This window comes from Rhizobium croatiense, assembly GCF_019793465.1.
Lineage (GTDB): Bacteria > Pseudomonadota > Alphaproteobacteria > Rhizobiales > Rhizobiaceae > Rhizobium > Rhizobium croatiense.
The window spans coordinates 388,327-409,826 of record NZ_JAILYJ010000003.1 but is presented as its reverse complement, the minus strand read 5'-3'; the positions used below and the strand labels follow the sequence as shown (position 1 = coordinate 409,826).

Below are 21,500 nucleotides of genomic sequence, written 5' to 3'. Positions count from 1 at the left end.
CCGGAGTCTGGACCGTGCTTATCTATGTGATCAGACACGGTCAGACGGACTGGAATGCCGAGCGCCGCCTGCAGGGTCAGAAGGACATCGCGATGAACGCCACGGGCCTGGAACAGGCCCGGCGGAACGGTGTGGCGCTGGCTGAGATTCTCGGCGACACGGTCGGCGCGTTCGATTTCGTCGCCAGCCCGCTCGGGCGCACGCGCGCGACCATGGAAATCATGCGCACCGCCATGGGCCTGCCGCCGCTTGCCTATCGCACCGATCCCCGGCTAGTGGAGATTTCCTTCGGCGATTGGGAGGGTTCGACGCTCAAGGAGCTGAAGGCGACGCAGCGCGAACGGGTGGCCGAACGCAATGCCTCGAAATGGGATTTCATCCCGCCCGGCGACGATGCGGAAAGCTATGAGATCCTCTCCTGGCGCACCGGCGCATGGCTGCGCTCCGTCGATCGCCCGACCGTCTGCGTCACCCATGGCGGCGTCATCCGCACGCTCTTCCAGATGATCGCCAACCTGCCGAAGAGCAGCGCGGCCGAAGGCGGCATTCCGCAGGATCAGATCGTCAGGATCGACACCAATGACCGGACGATCGTCTGGCTGTAGGTGTCGTCACCAGCCAGCTTTCGCTCCAGGGTGAGGGGCAGCCACAGGCGCAAACCTCATCCAGCCATTCTTCTGAATCCCGCCTATTTGACGATGTCGAGATCGTTGATGACGCGCTTGCCGTCGACTTCGGTGTAGAAGACGATCACTTTGACGCCGGCTTCGAGGCCGTCGAAGTTGAATTCCTCAGGTGCCTGATAGGTCTTGCCGTCGTCGAGCGTCAGCACGAGATTGGCCGTGTCGACCTTCTTGATCGTCGCCTCGACATCGGCGCTCTCGGCAAAGCCGCTCATCGGCGACAGGAAACTTGCTGTGGCCAAAAGCGTGGCGACGACGAAACGCATGGCAACAATCCCTTTGAAACGCTGCACGAGAACACTGGCCACAGATAAGCTCCTGAATATGGCGAAAATTGCCCGTAAGGATGGCTTTTCCCGCCCAATTGATGAATAGGATTTTAAATATAATCAAGATGCGGAGTTAATCATGGCGGCCGGCGTCGTGGCGGCCATCCCTGGTGCAGCACGGAAACAGGATTTCGGCAGCGGCCGGTTTGACGCAAAGAAAGGCTTTTGCCCCGGCGGCTTTTTGGCCTATGAGTGTCGCGCCTTTTTCAAGCAATGGCGCGGCCGGCGGCGACCGGCCCTGGCGCCACCGTGGGAACACATGTCGCACAATACATTCGGTCACCTCTTCCGCGTAACCACCTGGGGCGAAAGCCATGGTCCGGCGCTCGGCTGCGTCGTCGACGGCTGCCCTCCGGGGCTGCGCTTCAAGCTCGCCGATCTCCAGGTCTGGCTCGACAAGCGCAAGCCGGGCCAATCCCGCTTCGTCACGCAGCGGCGTGAGGACGACCTGGTGAAGGTGCTGTCAGGCGTCATGCTCGATGCCGACGGCGAGACGATGACGACGACAGGCACGCCGATCTCGATGCTGATCGAAAACACCGACCAGCGTTCCAAGGATTATGGCGAGATCGCCCGGCAATACCGCCCCGGCCATGCCGATTATACCTATGACCTGAAATACGGCATCCGCGATTATCGCGGCGGCGGCCGCTCCTCGGCGCGCGAGACCGCCGCGCGGGTTGCAGCCGGCGGCATCGCCCGCCTCGTCGTGCCCGGTGTGACCGTGCGCGGCGCGCTGGTGCAGATCGGCAAACACAAGATCGACCGGCGCAACTGGGATTGGGACCAGGTCGGGCAGAACCCGTTCTTCTCGCCGGATGCGGCGATCGTGCCGGTCTGGGAGGAGTATCTCGACGGCATCCGCAAGGCCGGCTCCTCGATCGGCGCGGTCATCGAAGTGATCGCCGAGGGCGTCCCCGCCGGTCTCGGCGCGCCGATCTATGCCAAGCTCGACCAGGATATCGCCTCGCTGCTGATGTCGATCAACGCCGTCAAAGGGGTGGAGATCGGCAATGGTTTTGCCGCCGCCGAAACGTCAGGCGAAGACAATGCCGACGAGATGCGCATGGGCAATGACGGCACGCCGATCTTTCTTTCCAACAATGCCGGCGGTATTCTTGGCGGGATCTCGACCGGGCAGCCTGTTGTGGCGCGTTTCGCCGTCAAGCCGACCTCCTCGATCCTGACCGAACGCCAGTCGATCGACGCCGACGGCAAGAATGTCGATGTCCGCACCAAGGGCCGGCACGACCCCTGCGTCGGCATTCGCGCCGTGCCGATCGGCGAGGCGATGGTCGCCTGCGCCATCGCCGATCATTATCTTCGCGACCGCGGCCAGACCGGCCGTCTGAAATAGGAGCGTCCATGTCTTACGATCAGAAACGCGTCGTCGACGCCATCAGGGCCTTCGAGGCCGGCGAAATCGTCGTCGTCATGGACGACGATGACCGCGAGAACGAGGGCGATCTGATCGTCGCCGCCGTGCACACCACGCCGGAAAAGATGGCCTTCATCGTGCGCCACACATCCGGCATCGTCTGCGCGCCGATGCCGAAGGAAGAGGCCAAACGCCTCAACCTCAACGCCATGGTGGCGGAAAACGATTCGGCCCACACGACCGCCTTCACCGTCTCGGTCGATTTCAAGCACGGCACGACGACCGGCATTTCCGCCGACGACCGGACGCTGACGGTGCGCAACCTCGCCAATCCGAATGTCGGGGCCGCCGATTTCGTCCGTCCCGGCCATATCTTCCCGCTGGTTTCCCGCGAGGGCGGCGTGCTGATGCGCTCCGGCCATACGGAAGCCGCCGTCGACCTCTGCCGGCTCGCCGGCCTGCCGCCGATCGGCGTCATCTCCGAACTCGTCAACGATGACGGCGCCGTCACGCGCGGGCCGCAGGTGGTCGATTTTGCCGAAAAGCACGGGCTGAAGCTCGTCTCCGTCGCCGATCTCATCGCCTATCGCCAGCGCAAGGAAACGCTGGTCGAGCACGGCGCGAGCTTTGACATCGACACGGCCTTCGGCAAGGCCAAGGCCCATACCTATGCCCTGCCCTGGGACCCGATGCAGCATCTCGCCGTCGTCTTCGGCGACATCCGCGACGGCATCGATATCCCTGTGCGCCTGCATCCGGAAAATGTCGCGGAAGATCTGTTCGGCAAGAAGAGCCCGGTCGATTTCTACATGGAGAAGATCGCTGCCGAAGGGCGCGGCGTCATTGTCTATCTGCGCGAGGGCTCCGTCGGCGTCGGCCATTACGACAACGGCCGCAAGGCCCGCAGCCAGGGCCGCGAGGCCCATGCCGAAGCGCAGAGCCGCGAAAGCGAATGGCTGGAAATCGGCCTCGGCGCCCAAATCCTCAAGGACCTCGGCGTCAGCTCGATCAAGCTGCTGACCAGCCGCGAGCGCCACTATGTCGGCCTGGAAGGGTTCGGCATCAAGATCAGCAAGACGGAGATCTGCTGAGGAGCCGGCAAGCACGAAAAAGGACCCCTCCCCAACTCCTCCCCACAAGGGGGAGGGGCTGCCGTGTGGCGCCCGTCGAGCTTCATTCCTCGCCGTGCAGCATGTGATGGCGTATTTTGGTGGCAGTACCGTGCCGCGTGTTAGTCCCTCCCCCTTGTGGAGGGGTTGGGGAGGGGTTTTCGCACAGGATGCTGCTGCTCCGGCGAAGGCTTTAACCTCTCCACCCCTCCAGCAACACCACCTTCTCCACGCCCGTAAACCGCGCCACGCGCTCCAGCTCCGCTTCCAGCCGCTCCAGCCGCCCTGCCGAAGGCTTGACGCCCGGTTCGAGCCAGAGCCGCTTGACATCGAGCGTCGATTTCTTCCGGTCCGCCTTCATGTCGATGCGGCCGATCAGCCGGTCGCCTTCGAGCAGCGGGAAGACGTAATAGCCATATTCGCGCTTCGGCTCGGGCACGAAGACCTCGATGCGGTAGAAGAAGCCGAAGAGGCGTTCGGTGCGGTTGCGGTCGCGGATCATCGGGTCGAAAGGGCTGAGCACGCGGATGCGCGGCGGCGCGCCGGGGTAATTGTCGAGCGTCGAGAGGAAATCGGCAAACGCCCAGGAGGGCCGCGGCTTGGCCCCGAGTGCGGGCTCGATCAGCACTTCGATCAGCTCGTCGCGATGGGCGGATACCCAGGCCTTGGCTTCGTCAGGCGAGACGAGGTTCCAGAAGGCGGCGATCTCTCCATGGGTGGCGAAGCCGAGGCGGGTGAGCGCGCTGCTGCAGGCCCAGTCGACGAATTCCTCGCGGCTTACCTCCGGCTCGCGGAAATGGCCGGGGACGACGCGCTCGGTGAGATCGTAGATCTTCTGGAAGTTCGAGCGGCCGGCGATGGCGAACTTGCCGGTATGCCAGAAATATTCGAGCGCCGTCTTGTTCGGATGCCAGTTCCACCAGCCGCCGGAAACGTGACCGTCGGCCTTGATGTCGCGCGCCAGGATGGCGCCGTCGCGCCGCACACGCTCATAGGTCTCCTCAAAGGCGGCCTCGAAACCCTCGCCTCGCCATTTGCGCCAGCGCTCGATCAAGACCTTTTCCTGGTGGCGGAACTTGTGCTTCCAATAGACGAAGAAGGCGCTCGGCAGGATGGAGGCGTCGTGCGTCCAGTGCTCGAACAGCGCCCGTTCCTTTTCGAGCAGCGCCGTCAGGTGCTCGCGCCTGTAGGTCTGGTTGCGCGAAAACAGGATCTGGTGATGCGCCCGCTCCACGGTCTGGATGCTGTCCACCTGGACGAATCCCAGATCATGGATGAGCTGCAGCAGACCGGCCTTGGTCAAGGCGCGGTTCGGCGGAGCGCTGAGGCCCTGCTTGGCCAGAAAGACACGGCGGGCGTCGGAATTGGAAAGCAGATTCGTCATGGGCGCATCATATCGCGGAAAATCTTCCTAGCCACCCGATATCGAGATTTGCTCTTCATCACCCTCGATTACCCGTATAGAAGCGCTGCTGTCAGGTTGGCGCGAATGGCTGCCCCTCACCCTAACCCTCTCCCCGCACGCGGGAGAGGGGACGTGCCCTGCGAGGCTTAGCGGGGAACGGAGAGGCTGCGGCATGTTCCCTTCTCCCCGCAAGCGGGGGTCCGAAAGGACGGGTCGAGACGCGTGGCTCGACCCAGGCAGGGTGCCGGCAGGCGGATGAGGGGCTGGTGCGGCAGCACGATCGCATGGATGCGAGGGACTGGTTTGGACATAGAATTCGAAGGCGCCGGGGTCAGTTTCGGAACGCGGGTGGCGCTGGCGCCGCTGACGCTCGGCATCAGCGGCAAACGCATCGGCGTCATCGGGCTCAACGGCTCGGGCAAGACGACGTTCGCAAGGCTGATCAACGGGCTGACCAAGCCGACGGTCGGCCGCGTCACCGTCAACGGCCGCGATACGGCCGATGAGAAGGCGGCCGCAGTCGATGTCGGCTTCATCTTCCAGTCGCCGCAGAACCAGATCATCCTGCCGATCGTCCGCGACGACATCGCCTTCGGGCTGAAACGGCGCGGCCTCAGCAAGGCGGAGATCGAGGCGAAGGTCGCGGGCATTCTCGCCCGTTTCGGCGCCGAGGCGCTCGCCGACCGCCGGGCGCACGAGCTTTCCGGCGGCGAGCTGCAGGTGGCCGCACTCTGCTCGGTGCTGGTGACCGGGCCTGGCATTCTAATCCTCGACGAGCCGACCAACCAGCTCGATCTGAAGAACCGGGCGCTGGTCGAGCGGATTATCGCCGGGCTACCGGAAAGCGCCATCGTCATCACCCATGATCTGGAGCTGATCGCCGGTTTCGAACGGGTGCTGCTGTTTCACGAAGGGCGGCTTGCCGCCGATGCGCCGGCGACTGAGGCGATCGCCCGCTACAGGGAGATCGCCGCCTGATGCAGTCGCTCTATGTCGAAGGCAACAGCCCGATGCACCGGCTTTCGCCGCGGGTCAAGCTGGTATCGCTTGCGGTCTTCGGCGTCGTCCTGTTCGTCAGCCAGAATATCGCCCTGCTTTCCGGCTTCGTGCTGCTGACGGCGTTTGTCTATCGCACGACCGGCCTGCCGCTCGGCGAGGGGCTGCGGCGGCTGCGGCCGGTCCTCCTGACGATCGCGGTCGTGGCGCTCTTCAACCTTTTGTTCAATCCCTGGCAGGCAGCACTCGTGCCGGTGCTGCGGCTGACGGCGCTGATGCTTTTTGCCGCCGCCGTGACGGCGACGACGTCAATCACCGCCTTCATCGACGAGGTGACGGCGCTTGCCCGCCCGCTCGAACGCACCGGCTTCGTGCAGGCCGACGATATCGGCCTGGCGCTGGGGCTGGTGCTGCGCTTCGTGCCCGAGATTGTCGGCCGTTACCAGGCGATCCGCGAGGCGCACAAGGCGCGCGGGCTGAAGGTCCGGCCGACGAGCCTGCTGGCGCCGCTGATCATCCTGACGCTCAGGGATGCGGATAATGTCGCCGCCGCGATTGACGCGCGCCGCATTCGACGGCATGGAAGTTAACCAATTTTAACCACGGAGTTCATGATGAGCACCCGCGACCTCGTCCTTACCGCCCTCTTTGCCGCGATCATCGTGGCGCTCGGCCTGCTGCCGCCGATCTCGCTCGGCTTCATCCCGGTGCCGATCACCGCCCAATCGCTCGGCGTCATGATGGCCGGTGTCGTGCTCGGCGCCCGGCGCGGCGCGATTGCCGTGCTGATCGTGCTGCTGCTCGTCGCCATCGGCCTGCCGGTGCTTTCCGGCGGCCGCGGCGGCCTTGCCATCTTCGCCTCGCCGACGGCCGGCTTCCTCGTCGGCTGGATCTTCGGCGCCTTCGTCACCGGCTATCTCAGCGAGCGCCTGGTCAATCACGGCCAATCCGGCCTGGTGCAGACGGTCAGCTTCTTCCTCACTGCCATGATCGGCGGCATCGTCGTGCTCTACGCCTTCGGCATCACCTATCTCGCGACCGTCGCCGGGCTCGGCTTCACCAAGGCCTTCGTCGGCTCGATGGCCTTCATTCCGGGCGACGTCATCAAGGCTCTCGTCGCCGCCCTGCTCGGCCGCGCCGTCATGGTCGGCTATCCCCTGCTGCCGGCGCGCGCGTAAGGCGCCTCGATCGCAAATACATGCAGTGGCCGTCTTCACCCGAAGGCGGCCATTTGCGTTTGCGGCACGCCAAGACCGCTTGCTGCGGCGCAGGCTCTGCGTCTCGATGCTGATGGATTGAGGAGGGAAAGGCTTGCTGCGAGCAAGGCACGGCCTGGGACACAGGCAACAAAAAACCGCCTTGAGGCGGTCGGGCATTCTATCGATTTCCGTTTGATCTAGTCTCCTCCACCTCCGTCGCCGCCGCCGTCACAGCTGCCGTCGTCCGAGGCATCGAACCAGCCTCCCCCGCCATCGCCGGAGCTTTTTGATCTGCGCCTGCCACTCGCAAATATCAGAGCAAAAACCAGGGCGAAACATGCGAAGAGCATGGCATCCGGAAAAAATGAATTCAATCAGTCTCCTTTCATTTTGCTTCAGGAAATCTTGTTTCCCAATAGAAACTGTAGATTATTTTTCGATTTCCGCAATAGCTTCAATATGAAACTTTCATGACAATCCATGTTTGGTCGGAGCAAACGGTTCGCCACGTGTCGTTCACTTATCCAATGATCTGAGGACTGCAGGAGTTGCATTCCTTCATGAACCATTCCGCAAAACGACGCACCGGCTTCTTCGCCCAGGCGCTGGTGATCAGGTAATATCCCTGGGTCCCGGCTGTCGAGATATCCGAAAGCACGACGAGGTCGCCGCGTTCGATCTCTCGCCGAAACACCTCGACAGGGCATAAAGCGACCCCATGACCGGCAATCGCCGCCGTGGCAAGAATGTTGAAGTCCTGAAATATCGGCCCACGGATCGGCTCGGGTGGCTTTATCTCGGCCTTGCGGAACCATTCTTTCCAGCCGTCCACGGATTCGTCATGCAGCAGGTCGGCCGCGGCAAAGGGAACGTTCTCGATCGTCCAGTTCCGCTTTGCCAGATAATGGACGCTCGCCACCGGCTGGTTGCGCCGGGAGAAAAGCAGACGGCTCTCCCGGCCTCCCGACAGGTCCTCCCCCATGGTGATGAGAACATCGAGACTTTCGTCATCGAAGCGTTCTTCCGCCCTGGCGTAAACGATCCTGACATCGAGATCGGGATCGCTCTCCCGGAACGACGGCAGCGCGGGAACCAGCCAGCGCGACGCGATCGAAGGAATGCAGCCGACGGTGATCGAGCGCATATTGTGGTCTCGGCGCATGTTGCCGGTTGCGTGGGCGATGGCTGCCAATGAGCCGGAGACGGCGAGATAATATTCGGCGCCCGCTGGCGTCAGCGCAACGCCGCGCCCGGATTTCTGCAGCAGCTTGCGTCCCAGCCACGTCTCCAGATGCTTGATCTGGTGACTGATCGCAGCGTGGGTCACATGCAGCTCGTCTCCGGCTTTTGACAGGCTCATCAGCCGGGCGGTCGCTTCGAAGGCCTTCAATGCGTTCAGCGGTGGCAGCTGCATATGTTTGAATTCCTCACATGAGAGCCAGGATCGGCTCCTTCACCCACATCAAATTCGGGAGAAACATGTAAATTATTCTAACAGTTTTCTCAATTTAGATCATTTGAAACAAGCGTGGATTTCAGCGCCTAATGGATCATGGAGATCGAGCCATCTCCGGATTTTCGAGGAGAAAAACATGTTTGTGAGAAGCCTGAAAGACGTGGAGCAGACCGAGCGTTTCGTCGATTGGGGCAATGGCACGAGCCATCGTCTGCTGACGAGGGATGACGGCATGGGGTTTACGGTCTGCCACACTGTCGTTCGCGCCAACACGCAAGCCCTGCTGCAGTACCGCAACCATCTGGAGGCCTGCTACTGCATTCAGGGAGAAGGCGAGGTCGAGGATATGGACGGCAATGTCTTTCCCATCCGCGTCGGCGACATCTACGTTCTCGACCAACATGATCGCCACTATTTGCGGGGCGGCAAGGACGAGGACCTCATTCTCGTCAGCGTCTTCAATCCGCCATTGAAGGGGACGGAACGTCACGACCTGAACAATGGAAGCGGTTCGGAATATTAAGCCAGGCGACCTCGTACGCGCATGAAAACCGGGCTTGCGCCTCCCGAACTCACCGCATCAGCAGCGACACCAGGCCGACCCGGGAATTGACCCCGAGTTTGGCATAGATGTTTCTCAGGTGGGTTCTGACGGTCTCGTAGCTGATATCGTCGGCCATCGCCACTTCTCTCGGCGAATGACCCGATGCGATGCTCGAGGCGATGCGGATTTCCGTCGCGGTCAGCTTGTAAAGCTGCATCAGCAAATCGCGCCGCTCATTGAGCGGCGTCGCCACGATCGGCTCGACGATCACCGCCACGGTCGGCCCCTCCAAAAAATCTGTGAACGTATCGGAGTGCAGCCGGACGAGGGTGATGCGGTAATTGTCCTGGTTCCCGCCCTTGACGATCGCCGTGTGCGGTTTGGTCTGCACGCCGTTTCTGGAGGTCAGGAATTCGAGAACCGCAGTCGTCTTCTCGCATTGAAGTGCGAGCGTGCCGTCGGCGCCGATCCGCACAGGCAAGCCGGCGGCCAGCAAGGCCTCTGCGCTTCTATTCCAGCCGCGGGCTTTGCGTTGCTCCGAGACATAGATCAATCCGACGCCGATGCTGTCGAACAGGGTCTGCGTCGCCTGTTCGTGCGGCGCAAACAGATCGCGCTTGCGAATGAAGTCGAAAGCCCTTCTCAGATGCGGCGCGAGCTGCGTGTAAAGCTTGGCCGCCTCGCTGTTGAGATCGGGGTCCACCGTCGTCGTGCAGGCCGACAGGATGAAGGTGCGGTTTTCCTCGCGAATGATCGAGACGCCGACGCTCGTCTCGCATCCGGTCTGCCGCTTCAGCCAGTCATTGTAAAACTCCGATTTGACCAGCTCCTCGCGCGGAACGATTTCGTCGCCGCACAGGCCCTGGCCAACGGGCACGCGATCCAATCTCGGAATCCAGGGATTGACCGAGGCGAAGTGGCTCATGAACTGATCGATCTCGGACTGCGAAAACCCCGACATGAAGGGAACATGGGCGACGGAAGAGGTCAGGTCGTGATAGTGAAGCGCCGCCTTGCCGCCCGGCGACGTCTGCGCAAGGCGGTCCAGGAAATCCTGCCAGCTGCACTCTCCGAACAGACTTCCATAAATCATATCCGTCAGCAGAGATGAGACGTCAGTCGATTGAATCATGAGTGATTTTCAACGTGAGCGAATGAAGCATCGTCGAATATTGAATAGTGTTGTCTTCGCAAATGCAATGGAATTCGAACATTAACGGCAGCTTCTCTATTCCGTGAAGCAATCAATACTACAACCGCAGCATGTTATTGCTTCACGGGCATTATATCTTGCGGTTGACGCCTTCGACCCCGAGGAAGTTTGGAACTCGGAACGTCCCCACGGCGTGAATGCCTTGACCGCCGCGGGCGATGGCCCGCGGCGGAAGCGGCGGCTTCGCCGGACCGTCGTCAAACCAGCCCCGGCACGACGAATACCAGCCAGGCGACGATCGGGCCGATGATGGCGATCAGCGCGCTATAGACCAGCAACTGCTTGAGGACCTGCTCGCGCCGGTCATCCGGCGCATTGGCGACCACGAGCGCACCATTGGTGGAAAATGGGCTGGTATCGACGATCGTCGTCGAGATCGCGATGGCGGCGACCACGCCGATGGCGCTGACATGTCCCTGCATGAGGAACGGGACGGCCAGCGGGATGATGGCGCCGAGCAGCGCGGTCGAGGATGCGAAGGCCGAAACGATGGCGCCGGTAAAGCAAAGCAGGAGCGCCACCAGCAGCGGCATGCCGAGGCTGGATATGCCGTTTGCCACGTAATCGACCGTACCGGCCTTCTCCATGACGCCGACATAGGTGATGATGCCTGATATCAGCAGCACGGTCGACCAGCTGACCTTGTCGATTGCCGCCTTCTGGGTTTTCGGCGACAGCAGCGCCAGGGCGACGGCGACGGTCATGGCGACGAGGCCGACATTGAACTTGAAAACCAGCGCGCCGATGCCGAGCGCGATCAGGCCGACCAGCGTGGTAATCCGCTCATTGTTCAGACGCAGCGTCGCAGCAGTATCGGCCGCCGTGCCATAGGCATGCTCCCGGATCGGTTTTGCCGGCGTGCCGCCGTGACCTCTGATCGACGCCGACACGCCCTCGGGGTGCAGTTCGGGCAAGGGGCCAAGCGATGCTGCGGGCACTTGCTTGATGACCTTCGCGCCGCCGAAAACGAAGAAGACCAGCACCGCAATCGCAAGATTGAAGAAAAAGCTGGAGAGAAACAGCGACGTCGGCGCGAAAGGCAGGCCCGCCTTGGCAACGATCTGATTGGTGATGCCGCCGTAGATGCTGATCGGCGAAAAGCCGCCCGCTTGTGCGCCGTGGATCACCATCAGCCCCATCATCACAGGGTGGATGCGGTACTGGATGGCAAAGCTCAGCGCGACCGGCGCGAGGATGGCGACGGCAGCCGGTCCAAGAGCGCCGAAACCGGTAATCACGGCGGCGACGAGAAACATCACCCAGGGGATCAGGCCTATGCGCCCGCGCACCATACGGACCGCGCATTCGACCAGCCAGTCGATGGTGCCGTTGATCTGCGCGATGGCGAAGAGGTAGGTGACGGCGACGAGCGTCAGGAACAAGTCACTCGGAAAGCCGGCGAAAATATCGGTGGTTTTCATGCCGATGGTCATGGAGCCGAGCACGAAGGCGCCGGCGAACGCGAGCGCGCCCATGTTGATCGGCTGGATCGTCGCAACGACGAACATGGCGACGAGCATGCCTATGGCCAGTATTTCAATACCCATGATTCCCCTCCCTCCGACGCCTACAGCGCCGTGGTTGCTGTTTGCAAGATTAATGCGGATGCCGCCGACCCTCCTCCCAGAGGGCGGTCGCCTTACGTCCTGGTGTAAAGATCTGCGTATTGCTGCCGCAGGATGTTCTTCTGAACCTTGCCCATCGTGTTGCGCGGCAAGTCGTCGGCGAAGATGATGCGCTTGGGTTGTTTGTAGCGCGCGAGACGATCCTGCAGGGCGCTGACAATGCTCTTTTCATCCAGCACGGCGCCAGGCTTGCGCACGACGACGGCCGTGACGCCCTCTCCGAAGTCCGGATGCGGCACGCCGATCACGGCGCTCTCGACCACACCCTCGATCCGGTCGATCTCGCTCTCGACCTCTTTAGGATAGATGTTGTAGCCACCCGAGATCACCAGGTCCTTGCCGCGGCCGACGATGTGCACATAGCCGTCGCGGTCGATCTTGCCGAGATCGCCGCTGATGAAGAACCCGTCGGCGGTGAATTCGGCCGCGGTTTTTTCCGGCATGCGCCAATAGCCCTTGAAGACGTTCGGCCCCTTGATCTCGATCATGCCGGTCTCTTCCGGCGGCAGCACTTGTCCGGTGGCGGGATCGGTGACACGCACCGTCACACCAGGCAGCGGCAAGCCGACCGTGCCGGCGATGCGTTTGCCGTCATAAGGGTTGGAGGTATTCATATTGGTTTCCGTCATGCCGTAACGCTCGAGAATCGCGTGACCGGTCCGGGCCTGGAACTCGGTATGGGTTTCTGCAAGCAGCGGCGCCGAGCCTGATATAAAGAGGCGGATGTTGGCTGCCGCCTCCTTGCCGAAGCGCGGGCTTTGCAGGAGACGCACATAGAAGGTCGGCACGCCCATCAGCATTGTGGCCTGCGGCATCAGTGAAACGACCTCGTCGGCGTCGAATTTCGACAGCAGGAACATCGAGGCGCCGGCGAGCAGCGTGACGTTGGTGGCGACGAACAGCCCATGCGTATGGAAGATCGGCAAGGCATGGATCAGCCGGTCGTCGGCGGTGACGCGCCAGTAATCCCGCAAGGTCAGGGCGTTCGAGAGCAGGTTGCCATGGGTGAGCATCGCCCCCTTGGAGCGTCCCGTCGTTCCCGAGGTGTAGAGGATCGCGGCCAGATCGTCGGCGGCGCGCGAGGCGTCGACGAAGTCGGCCGGCTCGTCGCGTGCGAGATCCAGCAAAGAGCCGCTGCCATCGGCGTCGAGCGTTTCGACCATCGCGCCGTGACGCTTGGCGATCGTCTCGACGCCTTCGCGAGCGGCCGAGGCAACCACCACCAGACGCGGCTCGGCGTCGCCGATGAAGTAATCGAGCTCGGCCAGCGTATAGGCGGTGTTGAGCGGCAGGTAGACGGCGCCGCTGCGAAGACAGGCGAGATAGAGGATCAATGCCTCGGCGCTTTTCTCCACCTGAACCGCAACCCGGTCGCCGGGGCGGATGCCGAGCGTATCGATCGCGCCGGCAATGCGGCCGGAAAGGGCGAAGGCCTCCTCATAGGTCCATGTGCGGGTGCTATCGATCCGGATGAACGGTGCGTTATCGGGTGCGGCGGCCCGCATGGCGTCGAAAAGATGGTTGCTCACTTTCGCCCTCCTCCAAGCGTGGAATTCATCAGTTGCGCGAATGCTCGAGAGCCTTGCTGGCCATTGCCGCCGCGGCGGCCTTCGTCGCCCTGGTTGAGCAGGCTTTTGACGGCGGGCGAGGCGATCACTTCGCCGCGTTGCGCCAGGGCCTCGTGGTTGGCCACGATGTCATCGAGCTTGTAGAGGTAGTTGACCATCAGACCGTGCGCCTGCTGGAGCGCCTTGGGCGAGCGGTCGCCGAGAAAATTCACCCTTTCGAGCCGGGCGCCATTGCCGAGATGAAAGCGGGCGACGGGATCGACGGGGCGGCCCTCCGGCGTCCGTTCGGTCAGGAAATAGCGGGCCGCCAGCGGCAGCAACACACGCTCCACTTCGGCCGCACTTTTCTCGTTGTCAGGCCAGTTCGGATCGTCGATCAAGGTCAGTGTTCCCAGGGCAGCTTCGGAAATAGACTGATCGCCGGTCGAGGCGCGCGCCTTGGCAAGCCAGCGGGCAAAGCCCGGGACGGGCGACAGCGTCACGAAATTCTTGAGGCCCGGCAGATCCTTGCGCAGATCTTCGACGACCTGCTTGATCAGAAAATTGCCGAAGGAGATGCCGCGCAAGCCATCCTGACAGTTGGAGATCGAATAGAAGACGGCCGTCGTCGCCTCGTCGGCATTGATCTGCTCCCTCCCCTCGTCGAGCACATCTGCGATCGCCTTCGGCACCGATCGGGTGAGCGCCACCTCGACGAAGACCAGCGGCTCGTCGGCCAACCGGGGATGGAAAAAGGCAAAGCATCGGCGGTCGGCCGGCGCCAGACGACGGCGCAACTCCTCCCAGCCGGCAATCTCGTGCACGGCCTCGTATTGGATGATCTTTTCCAGAATATAGGCCGGCGTCGTCCAGTCGATCGGCCGCAGCGTCAGAAAGCCGCGATTGAACCAGGAACCGAACAGATGCGTGAAGTCGGCATCGAGCGCATGATAGGCCTCGGACCGATCCTTGGAAGCAAGCAGCTGCTGACGCATGCGGACGAGCCTGGCGGTGCCATTCGGCGCGTGATTCAACCGGCGCAGGAGCTCCTGGCGCCGCGGCTCCGCGGCCTGATGGAGCGCAATGGCCGCGGCAGAGCTTTTGTCGGTGCGGTAATTTTCCATTGCCTGGTCGAGCCTCACCGTGTCGGGCCCGAACTTTTCGTGCAGCATATGGAAGAATGTCTGCGCGCCCTCGTCATCGAGCGCGCCCCAGCGATCGAGAATCTCGGCGGCAAGGGCCATGCCGGATGCTTCACCGCGGCTCGACAACAGCATCTCACAGAGGGTCTCAAGATCGGCTTTGGCGGCGGCCTGCGTATTGCGTGAGCCGGAAAACAGGAGCTGGCGTCCGTGATCCGTAATGCTTTGCAGCATGTCGGTGAAGAAAGACGCCTCAGGCATGCCATTCTCCTTCTGAAGGTCGGGCGCTGTTTACGCCGGTGGACACCGCTTCCCCTCACAGGGCTTCGTCTGTAGTATGTACATTGGCACTCTTCGTACACGACGTCAACGTTTGTGTATACAAGAACGGCATTTATGTATGAAGGAAGCGAGAGAAATGTCCGAGAATGTCGGCCGGTGGCTCCGAGATGAGATTGAAAATGCGATACTTTCCTACGAGTTCGCCCCCGGCGAGCGGCTGGATGAAACCGTGCTTGCCAATCGCTTCGGTGTCTCGCGGACGCCGGTGCGCGAGGCGCTGATGCAGCTTGATGCCATCGGCCTCATCGAAATCCGTCCGCGCCGCGGCGCCATCGTGATCGATCCAGGCCCGCACCGCATTTACGAGATGTTCGAGGTCATGGCCGAGCTCGAGGGCCTGGCCGGATCGCTCGCCGCGCGCCGGCTGGACAAGGCGTCACGCGAGGCGATCACCGCCACCCACAGCCGCTGCGAACAATCGGCCGCTGCCGGTGACAGCGATGCCTATTATTACGACAATGAGGAATTCCATAAGGCTATCTACGCCGCCAGCCGCAGCGATTTCCTGCAGGAGCATTGCGTGCAGCTGCATCGACGCCTGCGCCCATATCGCCGTCTGCAGCTGCGCGTGCGCAACCGCCTGTCGACGTCCTTCTTAGAACATTGCGCCATCGTCGATGCGATCTTTACAGGAGACGGAGATGAAGCCCGCCGCCTGCTGCGAACCCATGTCGGCATTCAGGGAGAAAGGTTCAGCGATCTGGTCGCGAGCATGGCGACGAGATGAGTGGACGCCAGACGGATCAATCCAAAAACCGATAGAGCCAGTCGCGCGTTTCCTCCGGCAGCGAGGCCGGCTGCTGATCCTCGCTGTTGCGGGCCTGCCAGATGATCTCGACCTCGGCGGCGCGCTCGTCGCCGGTGTCGATCGAAACGAGGAAGCCGATGGAACGCACGCCAATCTTGTCGATGGCGGCGGTGAAGATTGCCGGCTCGTCATGGTGCAGCGGGCGGTGAAGCATGCAGGAGATCTTGCTGGCGCTATAGACCGGTTCGTCGTCTACGTCGGGCCGTGCCGACCAGAAGCTCGCAATGACAGATTCGGCGTAAGAAATGTAGGACGCCAGAAACATCTGGCCGTTCATATCGACATCGCGAAACGGCACGCGTATTTCCGCCACCCCAGGGCGTTTCGACTGACTCATCAACAATACTGCCCTACAACATTCCCCAGAACCGACACTACTTCATATTTCATCGGATCGAAACAGATTTAACAACAAAAGATGCGAGGGTTCAAAGTGTTAGAGCTGCGTTGCAGGTCGGGCAGAGCGCACGACGCCGGTGTGACGATATTCCCGGAGGCAAACGCTGCGAAGAAGGCTTTGCGATCCGATGAGCCTGCGCAAGCGCTGCGGGCAGCGCTTGTTGAAATCGTCTGGCGATGCCCCATCTGCTGTGGAACATGACACAAGCGGCCGATAGAGTGTCTCCATGAGCACCCGTCTTTATGAACACCCGATCTTCTTGGAACATGTGACGCCTTCCGGCCATCCGGAGCGATCGGACCGGATCCGCGCCATCAATGTCGCGCTGGAACATCCGAATTTCGAGCGGCTGGAGCGCCGGCAGGCGCCGCAGGCGAGCGAGGATGCGGTGCTGCTGGCGCATCCGGAGGAACATCTTGCCGCCGTCATGCGGGAGATCCCCGAAGAGGAAGATCGGATCAACCAGCTGGAAGCCGATACCTATGCCAGCGTCAAAAGCCTGCAGGCGGCGCTGACCGGGATCGGCGGCGCGATGGCGGCGGTGGACGACGTCTTTTCCGGCGCCGCCGACAATGTTTTCGTCGCCGCCCGCCCGCCCGGGCACCATGCCGAGAAGACGACGGCGATGGGCTTCTGCTTCTTCAACAATGCGGCGATCGCCGCCCGCCACGCGCAGAAGAGGCATGGCGCCGAGCGTGTCGCCATCGTCGACTGGGACGTCCACCATGGCAACGGCACCCAGGACATCTTCTGGGACGATGCTTCCGTGCTGTTCTGCTCGACACATCAGATGCCGCTCTATCCCGGCAGCGGCGCCAAGGAGGAGAAGGGCAAGCACAATACCATCGTCAACGCACCGCTTTCGCCGAATGTCGGCAGCGACCATTTCCGCGAGGCGTTCAAATCGCGCGTGCTGCCGGCGCTCGACGATTTCCGGCCGGATCTGATCATCATCTCCGCCGGCTTCGACGCGCATCACCGCGATCCCTTGGCGCAGATCAACCTGACGGGCGAGGACTTCGACTGGGCCACCGGCCGCGTCCTGGAACTGGCCGACCGGCACGCGAAGAACCGGGTCGTCAGCCTGCTCGAAGGCGGTTATGATCTCGAGGGACTCGCCGAATCGGCGGGCATGCATATTCTACGAATGATGAAGGGTTGAGAATGACTGACAGCGCCAAGCCGGAGGTGTCCGGCCTTTCCTTCGAAAAGGCGGTCGCCGAACTCGAAAGCATCGTCGCCCGGCTGGAACGCGGCGATGTGGCGCTGGATGAATCCATCGAGATCTATGAGCGCGGCGAAGCGCTGAAGAAACATTGCGAGACGCTGCTTTCGGCCGCCGAAAACCGCATCGAGAAGATCCGGCTCGACCGCGCCGGCAAGCCGCAGGGCGTCGAGCCGCTGGACGGCGCCTGAGGCCTCGCCAAAACTGCCCATCAAGGCGCTTGGCGATCTGCTTGCTGCCGCTCTATGATCCCCTGCCAAAACAACGAGGGGACGCAACATGACGGACAGGTTGAAGGGTAAGGTCGCCATCATCTCGGGCGGCGCCACCGGCATGGGCGGTGCTGCCTCGAAGCTGTTTGCGGCCGAAGGCGCGCGTGTCGCCATCATCGACCGCAACGGCGAAGCGGCTGATGAGACCGTCAAGGCGATCCGCGATGCCGGCGGCGAGGCCGATTGCTGGACGGCCGATGTTTCCGACGAAGCGGCAGTCAATGCCTCCGTCGCCGCCGTCGAGGAGCGCTACGGCGCCGTGACCGTGCTCTTCAATCATGCCGGCACCATCGTCATCAAACCCTTTCTCGAAACGACGCTTCAGGAATGGGACTGGCTGCACGCCGTCAATGTGCGTTCGATGTTCCTGATGACCAAGGCCGTGCTGCCGAAGATGATTGCCGCAGGCGGCGGCTCGATCGTCTGCACCTCGTCGATCTCGGCGGTCGCCGCCACGCCGATGGAGGTGCTTTACGACACGACCAAGGGCGCCGTGCATATGTTTGCCCGGGCGATTGCGGTGGAATTCCGCGACCGCAACATCCGCTGCAACGCCGTCTGCCCCGGCTTCATCCGCACGCCGCATGGGTTGCGCGAGGTGGCCGACCTGCAGGCGCTCGGCGTCGATGTCTCGGATGCCGCCATCGCCGCGCAGCAGGGCCGGATCGGCGAGCCGGAGGATGTGGCGCGGGCCGCCCTTTATCTCGCCAGCGACGAGTCGAACTTCGTCAACGGCGCCCACCTCTTCGTCGACAACGGCTTCACCGCGATTTGAGCGGGTGCCCTGCGAGACGCGTTCCATTGGCGCGCGGACCTCCAGGCACTATCTCTGGCGGATATTTTGAGATCGGAGATCCCCATGTCCTTCTTTCCCGGTAAAGATCCGCTGCCCGGCGATGCCTTCGCCAGTGATGCGATCGAGAATCTGATCATTCCGCGCACCAGCGATATCGGCGGCTTCCAGGTGCGGCGCGCCCTGCCGACGCGGCAGCGGCGGCTGGTCGGGCCGTTCATCTTCTTCGATCGCATGGGGCCGGCGATCCTGAAGCCAAACGAGGCGCTCGACGTCAAGCCGCATCCGCATATCGGCCTGTCGACCGTGACCTATCTCTTCGACGGCGAGATCCGCCACCGCGACAGCCTCGGCACCGAAAAGGTCATCCGACCCGGCGATATCAACCTGATGACGGCCGGCCGCGGCATCGTCCATTCCGAGCGCACACCCGACAATCTGCGCGGCCACCCGCTGCTGATGTCGGGGCTGCAGACCTGGCTGGCGCTGCCCGACGACAAGGAGGAGATCGATCCGTCCTTCGCCCATACGGAAAAGACCGACATGCCGCTGATCGAGACATCAGGCGTGCGCGGGCGGGTCGTCATCGGCTCGTTCGAAGGCATGACATCGCCGGTCGGCACCTTCTCCGACACGCTCTATGTCGATCTCAACCTGCAGCCGGGCGTGCGCTTTCCCTTCGGCGCCGGCCATGAGGAGCGCGCCGTCTATGTGCTCTCCGGCGAGGTCGTGATCTCGGGCGACCGTTTCGCCGCCGATCAACTGCTGGTCTTCCGGCCGGGCGATCCGATCACGCTGGAAGCCGGCAGCGACGGCTGCCATCTGATGCTCTTCGGCGGCGCGGCGCTGAACTCGAAACGTTATATCTGGTGGAATTTCGTCTCCTCGTCGAAGGAACGGATCGAAAAGGCCAAGGAGGAATGGCGCACCGGCCGCTTCGACATCGTCCCCGGCGACGAAGAGGAATTCGTGCCGTTGCCGGAGGGCTGACGGCGGCAGACAATTCAACCCGCCGCGAAATAGCGCATCAGCGCCCCCTTGGTACGGTTCACGTAGCGGTCCTGCCAGCTGTCATCGACGTTCAGAAAGCCCGACCAGCCCTTCTTGCCCTGGCGCTTCAATTCCGCCTCGACGGCGCGGAAACGATAGTGATCATAGACATCGAGGATATGGACGGCATAGGCCTCGGCCAGCGCCCGGTCGCCTTTGACGATCAACATGTTCTCGTCATTGGCGTAGGAGGCCTTGAAGCCGAGATTGTGGCTGCCGAGCACGACGACGCAGTCGTCCGACAGGGGATCGATCACCAGCACCTTGTCATGGATGATGGCGCCGACCTTCTTGGCCGTCAGTTCCTCGGCGCCGAAATCGGCCAGCAGCTGGCGGTCATCGATGCGCGACGCCCGGACGATCGAGACATTAGCCTCGTCGAACGTATGGGGTGAGACGGCCTCGGTATCGTCGTCTTCGTCGTCGGGATCGTTCTTCTTGCCGGCGACATAATTGGGCATGGCCTGAGGGCTGGAAACCGCGCCGGTGACGATCAGCTTCTGATCCTTAAGGCCGATATCGATCACCTCGCCGACGATGCAATCCCTGCCCGACTGACCGGGATAGAAGGCCAGAAACAGCACGGCGTGCTCGGCACGGCGCATCAGGCGGTAGACCTCGCGAAGATCGGGCGGCGTCTCCTTGCCCTTTCTCCGGTTCTGCATGTTCGGCGAGAACCACGTTTCGACCGAAGCGCCGTTCCCGGTCGGGACGAGAGAAGGCGTCTCGTTGGAGCGCCGGAACGCCTTGCTCTGCTGATTGTCCGGCATGCCGTCATCGAATTCGACCGGCGCTTCCAGCGTCCCATTGTCTGCCAGCATCCGCTCCCAATAGGCGACATAGGCGGCGGCAACCGTATCGTTGCGGACGATCAAGGCGTTGTTGGATTGGCCGGCAAGGCCGGTGGCCGTCCAGTTGGTGCTGCCGGTGAAGACGCTGCGCGTCCCATCGGGCGCTATATGCACGACGAATTTGTTGTGACCGATCTGGCTCGAATTGTTGAACATCCGGTGGTGAATGTCGACGCCGGCGGCGATCAGCGCCTCGCGTGCGTGGGCATTGCGCACATCCCACTCGTCTCCGACCTTGCCGGTATTGGCGAGGATGATGCGCAACTTGTCCTTGTTGGCAAGGAGCAGGTCGAGCAGCTCCTTATCCTCGAGCTCGTAGAGGGCGACCAGGAAGCGTCCGGGCGCATTCATGAAATCCCTGAGCATCGGAATGACATCGCCGGCCAGATATTTGCGGATGCCGTTCGCCGGATTGGAAATCATGTCGATCAGCTCGTTCGGCTGCTTCACACCGTCTTCCAGCAGGACGTTTCGCAGCCACTGGGCGGCGAGGATGCCGTTGGTGAAGGTCGATTCGAACTGGCCGCGCTTGCGCGTCACATGGACCGGGTTGGAGGCGACGGCCGGCCCGAGATAACCGAGCGGCCGCGGCGGGCCTTCATAGGCCTTGACCGCGATTTTCTCGTAGGTGCCGTCCGCCTTCTTGATCGGCCTGCCGTTGTCGTCGCGCTTGTTGATCTCGACAAGATCAGGCGTCGGGTCGGGGGCCGCCTGCATGCCCGGCTTCAGATCGCCGAGCGGGCGGATTTCGTAACGCACCCGCACCTCGTCTGGCCGCCGCCGCATCTCGTTGCGCCGCTTGCGCAGCGTCAGGTCGCGCCAGGACAGCTTCTGCACCGGCCAGAGCGACGTCGTTTGCGGCAGCCAATGCGGATTGCGCTGCCCCTTGAAGGCGACCCAGGCGGCGCAGGTCACGCGGTCCTCGCTGCCATCGGACTTTTTCGCCACGTTTCCCTGGTCGTCGAGATAGACGCGCACGACCTCAAAGCCGAGGCAGCCGTCGATCTTGGCGTCGATATCCCAGGCCACATAGGCGACCTCGTTGTTCACATAGGCATGCGCTGCAACAATCGTTCCCATGACCTGATCCCCCCAGTCGGTGCGGCAACAGTGCTACCATTCCGTGTCATATT

General features: G+C 62.4%; 21 protein-coding genes. 12 read left to right on the top strand and 9 right to left on the bottom strand.

Annotated features, from left to right (window positions below; all coding sequences use genetic code 11):
* The first annotated feature begins 14 nt into the window (after positions 1–14).
* On the top strand, positions 15–605 hold the full coding sequence (locus tag K6M89_RS07565) for a histidine phosphatase family protein (RefSeq protein ID WP_097579966.1): 591 nt from the start codon (positions 15–17) through the stop codon (positions 603–605).
* Between the two features lie 83 nt (positions 606–688).
* Here K6M89_RS07565 and K6M89_RS07560 read toward each other — a convergent pair whose 3' ends face one another.
* A complete protein-coding gene (locus K6M89_RS07560; protein ID WP_003569889.1) occupies positions 689–949 on the bottom strand; it encodes a DUF1344 domain-containing protein in 261 nt (86 codons plus the stop codon).
* A gap of 322 nt (positions 950–1,271) precedes the next feature.
* On the opposite strand from K6M89_RS07560, the gene aroC reads away from it, so the two are divergent.
* Together aroC and ribB are read left to right on the top strand one after the other, a co-directional pair.
* Positions 1,272–2,369 carry a chorismate synthase gene (aroC, locus tag K6M89_RS07555; protein ID WP_064686198.1) on the top strand — a complete coding sequence of 366 codons (1,098 nt, stop codon included), beginning with the start codon at positions 1,272–1,274 and terminating at the stop codon, positions 2,367–2,369.
* A gap of 8 nt (positions 2,370–2,377) precedes the next feature.
* Positions 2,378–3,481, top strand: a complete 1,104-nt coding sequence (ribB, locus tag K6M89_RS07550; protein WP_222138973.1) for a 3,4-dihydroxy-2-butanone-4-phosphate synthase — start codon at positions 2,378–2,380, stop codon at positions 3,479–3,481.
* Between the two features lie 211 nt (positions 3,482–3,692).
* Here the strand turns inward: ribB and K6M89_RS07545 are convergent, their stop codons facing one another.
* Positions 3,693–4,883 (bottom strand): winged helix-turn-helix domain-containing protein, encoded by a 1,191-nt coding sequence (locus K6M89_RS07545; RefSeq protein ID WP_222138972.1) that lies wholly within the window; start codon positions 4,881–4,883, stop codon positions 3,693–3,695.
* Between the two features lie 324 nt (positions 4,884–5,207).
* Here K6M89_RS07545 and K6M89_RS07540 point away from each other — a divergent pair, with 324 nt between their 5' ends.
* From K6M89_RS07540 to K6M89_RS07530, 3 genes are read left to right on the top strand one after another with little or no spacing between them, the layout of a single operon-like run.
* Positions 5,208–5,882, top strand: a complete 675-nt coding sequence (locus tag K6M89_RS07540) for an energy-coupling factor ABC transporter ATP-binding protein (RefSeq protein ID WP_097579970.1) — start codon at positions 5,208–5,210, stop codon at positions 5,880–5,882.
* Positions 5,882–6,490, top strand: a complete 609-nt coding sequence (locus K6M89_RS07535; protein ID WP_222138971.1) for an energy-coupling factor transporter transmembrane component T family protein — start codon at positions 5,882–5,884, stop codon at positions 6,488–6,490. The genes K6M89_RS07540 and K6M89_RS07535 overlap by 1 nt, the downstream gene beginning before the upstream one ends.
* 24 nt (positions 6,491–6,514) lie before the next feature.
* Complete coding sequence (locus K6M89_RS07530; RefSeq protein WP_097580095.1) at positions 6,515–7,078, top strand: biotin transporter BioY; 564 nt, start codon at positions 6,515–6,517, stop codon at positions 7,076–7,078.
* 541 nt (positions 7,079–7,619) lie between these two features.
* Here K6M89_RS07530 and K6M89_RS07525 read toward each other — a convergent pair.
* Positions 7,620–8,513, bottom strand: a complete 894-nt coding sequence (locus K6M89_RS07525; RefSeq protein WP_222138970.1) for a LysR substrate-binding domain-containing protein — start codon at positions 8,511–8,513, stop codon at positions 7,620–7,622.
* Between the two features lie 178 nt (positions 8,514–8,691).
* Here K6M89_RS07525 and K6M89_RS07520 point away from each other — a divergent pair, with 178 nt between their 5' ends.
* The gene (locus tag K6M89_RS07520) at positions 8,692–9,078 is read left to right on the top strand and encodes an ectoine synthase (protein ID WP_097579973.1); all 387 of its coding nucleotides are present in this window, start codon (positions 8,692–8,694) and stop codon (positions 9,076–9,078) included.
* A gap of 49 nt (positions 9,079–9,127) precedes the next feature.
* On the opposite strand, the gene K6M89_RS07515 is transcribed toward K6M89_RS07520, so the two are convergent.
* From K6M89_RS07515 to K6M89_RS07500, 4 genes are all read right to left on the bottom strand, one after another.
* Entirely contained in the window at positions 9,128–10,231 is a 1,104-nt protein-coding gene (locus K6M89_RS07515; protein ID WP_222138969.1) for a helix-turn-helix transcriptional regulator, read from the bottom strand.
* A gap of 278 nt (positions 10,232–10,509) precedes the next feature.
* Positions 10,510–11,859, bottom strand: coding sequence for an SLC13 family permease (locus K6M89_RS07510; protein ID WP_222138968.1), 1,350 nt, complete (start codon positions 11,857–11,859; stop codon positions 10,510–10,512).
* Between the two features lie 92 nt (positions 11,860–11,951).
* Positions 11,952–13,466, bottom strand: coding sequence for a malonate--CoA ligase (locus K6M89_RS07505; protein ID WP_222138967.1), 1,515 nt, complete (start codon positions 13,464–13,466; stop codon positions 11,952–11,954).
* Positions 13,463–14,887, bottom strand: a complete 1,425-nt coding sequence (locus K6M89_RS07500) for a malonyl-CoA decarboxylase (RefSeq protein ID WP_222138966.1) — start codon at positions 14,885–14,887, stop codon at positions 13,463–13,465. The genes K6M89_RS07505 and K6M89_RS07500 overlap by 4 nt, the downstream gene beginning before the upstream one ends.
* Before the next feature lie 157 nt (positions 14,888–15,044).
* On the opposite strand from K6M89_RS07500, the gene K6M89_RS07495 reads away from it, so the two are divergent.
* On the top strand, positions 15,045–15,695 hold the full coding sequence (locus K6M89_RS07495) for a GntR family transcriptional regulator (RefSeq protein WP_222138965.1): 651 nt from the start codon (positions 15,045–15,047) through the stop codon (positions 15,693–15,695).
* 16 nt (positions 15,696–15,711) lie between these two features.
* Here K6M89_RS07495 and K6M89_RS07490 read toward each other — a convergent pair whose 3' ends face one another.
* Positions 15,712–16,113: an acyl-CoA thioesterase gene (locus K6M89_RS07490; protein WP_097579979.1), complete on the bottom strand. Its 402-nt coding sequence runs from the start codon at positions 16,111–16,113 to the stop codon at positions 15,712–15,714.
* A gap of 289 nt (positions 16,114–16,402) precedes the next feature.
* On the opposite strand from K6M89_RS07490, the gene K6M89_RS07485 reads away from it, so the two are divergent.
* The 4 genes from K6M89_RS07485 (at position 16,403) to K6M89_RS07470 (ending at position 19,456) form a co-directional block, all read left to right on the top strand.
* Positions 16,403–17,338: a histone deacetylase family protein gene (locus K6M89_RS07485; protein ID WP_222138964.1), complete on the top strand. Its 936-nt coding sequence runs from the start codon at positions 16,403–16,405 to the stop codon at positions 17,336–17,338.
* A gap of 2 nt (positions 17,339–17,340) precedes the next feature.
* Positions 17,341–17,592 carry an exodeoxyribonuclease VII small subunit gene (locus K6M89_RS07480; RefSeq protein ID WP_003545921.1) on the top strand — a complete coding sequence of 84 codons (252 nt, stop codon included), beginning with the start codon at positions 17,341–17,343 and terminating at the stop codon, positions 17,590–17,592.
* An 88-nt stretch (positions 17,593–17,680) separates the two neighbouring features.
* Positions 17,681–18,448 (top strand): SDR family NAD(P)-dependent oxidoreductase, encoded by a 768-nt coding sequence (locus tag K6M89_RS07475; RefSeq protein WP_222138963.1) that lies wholly within the window; start codon positions 17,681–17,683, stop codon positions 18,446–18,448.
* 84 nt (positions 18,449–18,532) lie between these two features.
* The gene (locus K6M89_RS07470; protein WP_222138962.1) at positions 18,533–19,456 is read left to right on the top strand and encodes a pirin family protein; all 924 of its coding nucleotides are present in this window, start codon (positions 18,533–18,535) and stop codon (positions 19,454–19,456) included.
* Between the two features lie 14 nt (positions 19,457–19,470).
* On the opposite strand, the gene K6M89_RS07465 is transcribed toward K6M89_RS07470, so the two are convergent.
* Positions 19,471–21,447 carry a phospholipase D-like domain-containing protein gene (locus K6M89_RS07465; RefSeq protein WP_222138961.1) on the bottom strand — a complete coding sequence of 659 codons (1,977 nt, stop codon included), beginning with the start codon at positions 21,445–21,447 and terminating at the stop codon, positions 19,471–19,473.
* Between the last annotated feature and the right edge of the window lie 53 nt (positions 21,448–21,500).

Coding starts and splice junctions, on each gene's coding strand:
- K6M89_RS07560 (WP_003569889.1), bottom strand. CDS start 949: ATGCGTTTCGTCGTCGCCACGCTTTTGGCCACAGCAAGTTTCCTGTCG.
- aroC (WP_064686198.1), top strand. CDS start 1,272: ATGTCGCACAATACATTCGGTCACCTCTTCCGCGTAACCACCTGGGGC.
- ribB (WP_222138973.1), top strand. CDS start 2,378: ATGTCTTACGATCAGAAACGCGTCGTCGACGCCATCAGGGCCTTCGAG.
- K6M89_RS07545 (WP_222138972.1), bottom strand. CDS start 4,883: ATGACGAATCTGCTTTCCAATTCCGACGCCCGCCGTGTCTTTCTGGCC.
- K6M89_RS07535 (WP_222138971.1), top strand. CDS start 5,882: ATGCAGTCGCTCTATGTCGAAGGCAACAGCCCGATGCACCGGCTTTCG.
- K6M89_RS07530 (WP_097580095.1), top strand. CDS start 6,515: ATGAGCACCCGCGACCTCGTCCTTACCGCCCTCTTTGCCGCGATCATC.
- K6M89_RS07525 (WP_222138970.1), bottom strand. CDS start 8,513: ATGCAGCTGCCACCGCTGAACGCATTGAAGGCCTTCGAAGCGACCGCC.
- K6M89_RS07520 (WP_097579973.1), top strand. CDS start 8,692: ATGTTTGTGAGAAGCCTGAAAGACGTGGAGCAGACCGAGCGTTTCGTC.
- K6M89_RS07515 (WP_222138969.1), bottom strand. CDS start 10,231: ATGATTCAATCGACTGACGTCTCATCTCTGCTGACGGATATGATTTAT.
- K6M89_RS07510 (WP_222138968.1), bottom strand. CDS start 11,859: ATGGGTATTGAAATACTGGCCATAGGCATGCTCGTCGCCATGTTCGTC.
- K6M89_RS07500 (WP_222138966.1), bottom strand. CDS start 14,887: ATGCCTGAGGCGTCTTTCTTCACCGACATGCTGCAAAGCATTACGGAT.
- K6M89_RS07495 (WP_222138965.1), top strand. CDS start 15,045: ATGTCCGAGAATGTCGGCCGGTGGCTCCGAGATGAGATTGAAAATGCG.
- K6M89_RS07490 (WP_097579979.1), bottom strand. CDS start 16,113: ATGAGTCAGTCGAAACGCCCTGGGGTGGCGGAAATACGCGTGCCGTTT.
- K6M89_RS07485 (WP_222138964.1), top strand. CDS start 16,403: ATGAGCACCCGTCTTTATGAACACCCGATCTTCTTGGAACATGTGACG.
- K6M89_RS07480 (WP_003545921.1), top strand. CDS start 17,341: ATGACTGACAGCGCCAAGCCGGAGGTGTCCGGCCTTTCCTTCGAAAAG.
- K6M89_RS07475 (WP_222138963.1), top strand. CDS start 17,681: ATGACGGACAGGTTGAAGGGTAAGGTCGCCATCATCTCGGGCGGCGCC.
- K6M89_RS07470 (WP_222138962.1), top strand. CDS start 18,533: ATGTCCTTCTTTCCCGGTAAAGATCCGCTGCCCGGCGATGCCTTCGCC.
- K6M89_RS07465 (WP_222138961.1), bottom strand. CDS start 21,447: ATGGGAACGATTGTTGCAGCGCATGCCTATGTGAACAACGAGGTCGCC.